Genomic DNA, 4,898 nt, shown 5'->3' on the forward strand with positions numbered 1-4,898 from the left:
AGATACACGTAAATGGCGACCATGGCCGCCACGAGCGAGAGCAGCCAACGGATCCAGTCGATCCCCGGGGTGTCCGCCACACCCAGCATCCCGGCCAGCCAGCCGCCGACGAAGGCGCCGGCAGCGCCCAGGACAATTGTCCACAAAATAGACAGACTCTGGTCCCCCCTCATGATCAGCCTGGCCAGGGCACCGATGATGCCGCCGAAGATGACCATCCCGATGAGTTCACCCATGACGCGTTTCCCTTCGTGTCGAGTTGAACGACGCGCCCGTAGGCATAATGCCACACAGAGCACTGGCGCCTATACGCCTAGAAGCAACATACACTAGAATTGCCTAGGGGTGAGACCCCTCTCAACGGTTTGCAATACAGCAATCGCCCGCCCATATTATATTCATCATCTTCTCATGTTGGGCCGATCATACTTCCGGGCGGCTCACGTATTTCCCGGGATTCCTGAACACCAGCTGGGACCGGAAACCGGATGGGTCCCCGCACATTTCGGCGGCGCACCGGTCCGCGCGGGCACACCGGCAACAGGGCGACAGGGCCGTAAAGCGCTCCGCGGGGCAGGAAGCTACCCCGCGGAGCGCTCTCTCCCCCGCCCGTGTCTGCCAGCAGCCCCGGCCGCATGGGCGGGAAACCGCTACAGCACGCCAAGCAGCAGGGCCAGCACCAGGACCACCACCAGCGCAGTCACTGACAGGATCGTCTCCATTAGCGACCAGGTCTTGAAGGTCTGCCCCACGGTCATACCGAAGTACTCCTTGACGAGCCAGAATCCGGCGTCGTTGACGTGCGAGAGGAACACCGACCCGGCGCCGATCGCCAGCACCAGCAGGGCCGCCTCCACCGGCGGCATGTCGGAAGCCAGGGGCGCCATGATGCCCGCAGCGGTAATCGTGGCAACCGTGGCGGATCCGGTGGCTAGGCGAACCGCCACCGCCACCAGCCAGCCGGCCAGGAGCGCCGGCACGGCGGCCTGCTCGAGCCAGCCGGCGATGATCGTGGCGATGCCAGACTCGATCAGCGTCTGCTTGAATCCGCCGCCGGCGCCGACAATCAGCAGGATCCCGGCGATCGGCCCAAGCGCGCCGCCTACGCGGGCGGAGATCTCATCGGCCGTGTCGCCCATGCGCACGCCGAAGACGAGGATCGCCACCAGCACGGTCAGCAGCAGGGCAACAATGGGCTGGCCCAGGAAGAGGGCGAAGTGGGCGAGCGGGTTACTGGAGCCGTCGGGCGACTTCGTCTCAACCAACGTCTCGACCACCGTACGCATGAGCATCAGCAGCACCGGAAGCAGCACAACGCTGATGGACACGCCGAAGGACGGCCGTGCACCGCTGCGCTCGCGCTGCTCGCTCCCACCAAGCGGCGCAGGCGCCTCGATCGGCACCCAGCGGGCCATGAGCCGGGCCGACAGCGGGCCCGCGACGATCACGGTGGGGATCGCGACCAGCAGGCCGAAGCCGAGGGTAATGCCGAGGTTTGCCCCGACGGCGTCAATGGCGATGAGCGGTCCGGGGTGCGGGGGCACCAGGCCGTGCAGGGCGGAGAGCCCCGCCAGGGCGGGCACGCCCACGAGCACCAGTGGCTGGCGGGCCCGCCGGGCCACCATCATCACCACGGGGATCAGCAGGACGATCCCCACCTCGAAGAACAGTGGAATACCGACTACGAAGGCGATCAGCGCCATGGCCCACGGGAGGCGGCTCGCCGAGGTGTGGTCCAGGATCGTGTCGACGATCTGATCCGCGCCGCCGGAGTCGATCAGCAGCTTGCCGATGATGGCGCCGAAGGCGATCAGTGTGCCCACGTCGCCGATGGTGGAACCCAGGCCGGAGGTGAATGCCGTGAAGGTGTCGGCCAGGGGGATGCCGGCCACCAGCGCAAGCACCGCAGATCCGAGCGTGAGCGCCAGGAAGGGGTGGACCTTGGTCCAGACGATCAGAACGATGATCGTGGCGATGCCGACCAGTGCGGCGAGGATCAGCTGTAAGTCATTGCCCGCGTGCGGCACGGCGTCCGCAGCGGCCAGGATTGTGTGCGTCATTGTCAATGTCTCCATGACGAAGATGGGTGGGGAACGGGGGACAAGAACGGTCAGGCCGGCGTGGCGGCCTCAAACGCCGCGAGGATGGCCTCGAAGGTTGCCTCGGGCGTAGCGCGCGAGACCACGGTGATGCCATCCTCGTCGTCCTCCAGGGGCTCGAGGGTGGCGAATTGCGAGGGCAGGAGAGCCGGGGGCATGAAGTGCCCCGCGCGGCGCTCCATGCGCTCACGCAGTTCCTCCTGCTCGGCAACCAGGTGGATGAAGAAGACGCGCCCGTCCGCCTGTGACAGCAAGTCGCGGTAGGCCCGCTTCAGCGCGGAGCAGGTGACGATGGTCTTCGTGCCGGAGGCCGCCTGCTCGCTCATCCAGTCGCGCAGGGACTCGAGCCAGGGACGCCGGTCATCGTCGTCCAGCGGGATGCCGCTGGACATCTTGTCGATATTCGCCTGCGGGTGGAAGTCGTCGGCCTCGGCCACGGGCCAGCCCAGCGCGCGGTGGAGGTTCGCTGCTGCAGTGGTCTTTCCACAGCCGGCCACCCCCATGATGACGAGGTGCTCAACGGGTTGGTTCATGGCGGGCTCCTTTGACTCCGTCGTCTACGTTGGGTACTACGATTATGCGGGTTTACGTACTACCTTTATATAGGTCTTAGGTCCTTGATTATGTGGGTGTCGCATCATGCATCTTGTCCAGAGCCGCTGAGTCTCCGGCGGTACCGGCCCGACGGCGCGGCAACGGCCGCCGCAGCCAACTCCGCACACGTTCTGACCCACTGCCCCGGGAGCGGCCATGACATCCTCAGTCCGACGCGGCGACATCCTTGACGCCCTCGGCCGCGCCATCATCTCCGGCAAGCTCAGACCAGGAGAGTCCCTCACCCTTGACGACATCCAGTCCCAGCACGGCATCTCGCGCACCCTCGCCCGGGACTGCGTACGCACCCTGGAGTCGGTAGGACTCGTGGAGTCCCGCCGCCGCGTGGGGGCGGTGGTAAGGCCACCTGCCGATTGGGCGGCACTGTCACCCCTGGTAATCCGCTGGCAACTCGACGCAGACCCCGAGGGACCGAAGTTCGGAGCACTGACCGAGCTGCGCGCCGCCGTAGAGCCCGTCGCCGCCGCGGCCGCGGCCCGCCGCGCCACCGAAGCACAGCGCCTGGAACTACTGCGCCTGGCCAACACGATCCGCGAACAGGGAAGCACCGGATCCGTCGCCTCATACCTCGACGCCGATATCGCCTTCCACAGCCTGGTACTCACGGCAAGCCAGAACGACACCTTCGCCGCCCTCACCGAGGTGGTGGCCGAGGTGCTCAGCGGCCGCGCGCGGCTGGCCGGCGCGCCCTGGCAGTCTCCTAAGCCACAGGCCTTGGAGCTGCACGTTCGCCTGGCCGAGGCAATCGCCGCGGGCAGGGTTGAACAGGCCGAGCAGCACATGCGCGAGATCGTGGCGGAGGTGCGCGAGGTACTGCTGGATCGTGGCCTACGGGGATTCCTCGCTACCTGATTCGACCGTGCTGCGGCCCGCCTGCCCGCGACCCGTACTCGCCGCCCGCACAGTCGGGCCTGCTCCGACGGTTCACAGCACCGCCGCGGCCACCAGCACCACCGGCACGAACCCCGCCGTCGTGAGCAGCACGGCATCCCGGGCCAGGGGCTTGGCCACCCCGTAACGGGAGGCGTACATGAACACGTTCTGCGCCGTCGGTAATGACGCCGTAGTCACCGGCATCAACAGGGCGGCACCGCGCAGCCCGGCCGCCAGCCCCAGACCCGCCGCCAGACCGGGCACGACCAGCAGCTTCCAACCCACCGCCCAACGCAGCGCGGTGCGGCTGGCGGCGTCGTGCACCGGCTCGGGCGGAACGTTGACGACGCGGGGCACGGCTCCGCCCGTTGCCTCGTCCTCCCCGACCGGCCCGGGCTTCGGCGCGCCGGCCACGCTCCGCGGCGGCCGCAGCCGGGATGCGGCCAGGCTCATGCCCAGCGACAGCATCATCAGCGGCACGGCGATCCGCCCCAGCGCGTCGAGCAGCTCGGCGAGGTGCCCGCGCAGCAAGGCACCCAGGTCCATGCCGCTCAGGTTCACCAGCACGCCGACCAGCACTGCGAGCACCAGTGGGTTGCGCAGCGGCAGCGTGTAGGTGGCGAAGCGGGAGGGACTGCCGCGCCGGGTCGCGGCATCCAGCACAGTGAAGGCGAGCGGCGTGAGGACCAGCAGTTGCAGCAACAGGATCGGGGCAACCGCGGTGGCGTCACCGAGTACCAGTTCCAGCACCGGGATGCCCAGATTGGCGGCGTTGACGTAGGCGGAGGCGAGTGCCCCGATCATCGCCTCGGCCACCGGGCGGTGCAGTAGGCGGCGGTGCACGCACCAGGCGGTCGCCAGTCCCAGCAGCTCGGCCCCGACGGCGACGGCGGTGCCCACCGAGGTGACGGCCGCAAGGTCGGCGCCGACGAGGGTAGTGATCAGCAGGGCGGGCGTGGCGGCGAAGAAGCACAGGCGGGTCAGGACGGTGTCGGACCCCACGGGCACGGCCCCGGTGCGCACTAGCACCCAGCCCACCGCAATGACGACGGCGAAGACCGCCAGGCCCCCAACCACGTCAGCCACCGGTTCTCCCCAACCGCTCTTAGTCGACCGGCTCGAGGTCGATCCAGGTCCCGGCGTGGTCGGAGACGACGAAGGCGCGGGTCCCGCCGCCGACGGCGCGCAGCCGGGGCCCGGCCGGCAGACTGCCGCCGGGCGCGCCCGCCTCCGGGACAGCGGCTTCGCCCGCCGTCGGGGGCGGAGCGCCGACGAGGGGGTCGGAGAGGAAGTGGTCAATGCGACGTACCG

Annotated in this window: 5 protein-coding genes and 1 pseudogene; 1 reads left to right on the top strand and 5 read right to left on the bottom strand. The window is 68.6% G+C overall.

The window, feature by feature from the left end:
• The 3 genes from GZ997_RS11530 to GZ997_RS11540 form a co-directional block, all read right to left on the bottom strand.
• Nucleotides 1–236 (bottom strand): GlsB/YeaQ/YmgE family stress response membrane protein (locus tag GZ997_RS11530; RefSeq protein WP_162679997.1); only part of this gene is annotated, 236 nt, incomplete at its 3' end.
• Nucleotides 237–650: 414 nt separating this feature from the next.
• Nucleotides 651–2,060 carry a gluconate:H+ symporter gene (locus tag GZ997_RS11535; protein ID WP_162679989.1) on the bottom strand — a complete coding sequence of 470 codons (1,410 nt, stop codon included), beginning with the start codon at nt 2,058–2,060 and terminating at the stop codon, nt 651–653.
• A gap of 50 nt (nt 2,061–2,110) precedes the next feature.
• Nucleotides 2,111–2,632: a gluconokinase gene (locus GZ997_RS11540; protein ID WP_162679990.1), complete on the bottom strand. Its 522-nt coding sequence runs from the start codon at nt 2,630–2,632 to the stop codon at nt 2,111–2,113.
• A 217-nt stretch (nt 2,633–2,849) separates the two neighbouring features.
• On the opposite strand from GZ997_RS11540, the gene GZ997_RS11545 reads away from it, so the two are divergent.
• On the top strand, nt 2,850–3,566 hold the full coding sequence (locus GZ997_RS11545; protein ID WP_162679991.1) for an FCD domain-containing protein: 717 nt from the start codon (nt 2,850–2,852) through the stop codon (nt 3,564–3,566).
• 72 nt (nt 3,567–3,638) lie between these two features.
• Here GZ997_RS11545 and GZ997_RS11550 read toward each other — a convergent pair whose 3' ends face one another.
• Both GZ997_RS11550 and GZ997_RS11555 read right to left on the bottom strand, forming a co-directional pair.
• Complete coding sequence (locus GZ997_RS11550; RefSeq protein ID WP_162679992.1) at nt 3,639–4,673, bottom strand: AEC family transporter; 1,035 nt, start codon at nt 4,671–4,673, stop codon at nt 3,639–3,641.
• A 19-nt stretch (nt 4,674–4,692) separates the two neighbouring features.
• A pseudogene (locus GZ997_RS11555) lies at nt 4,693–4,898 on the bottom strand (endonuclease); the annotation flags it as partial.

Source organism: Actinomyces sp. 565 (genome assembly GCF_010365615.1).
Classification (GTDB): domain Bacteria; phylum Actinomycetota; class Actinomycetes; order Actinomycetales; family Actinomycetaceae; genus Actinomyces.

What these genes read in the sequence shown, in the direction of transcription:
- GZ997_RS11535 (WP_162679989.1), bottom strand. Translation starts at nt 2,060, where the DNA reads ATGACGCACACAATCCTGGCCGCTGCGGACGCCGTGCCGCACGCGGGC.
- GZ997_RS11540 (WP_162679990.1), bottom strand. Translation starts at nt 2,632, where the DNA reads ATGAACCAACCCGTTGAGCACCTCGTCATCATGGGGGTGGCCGGCTGT.
- GZ997_RS11545 (WP_162679991.1), top strand. Translation starts at nt 2,850, where the DNA reads ATGACATCCTCAGTCCGACGCGGCGACATCCTTGACGCCCTCGGCCGC.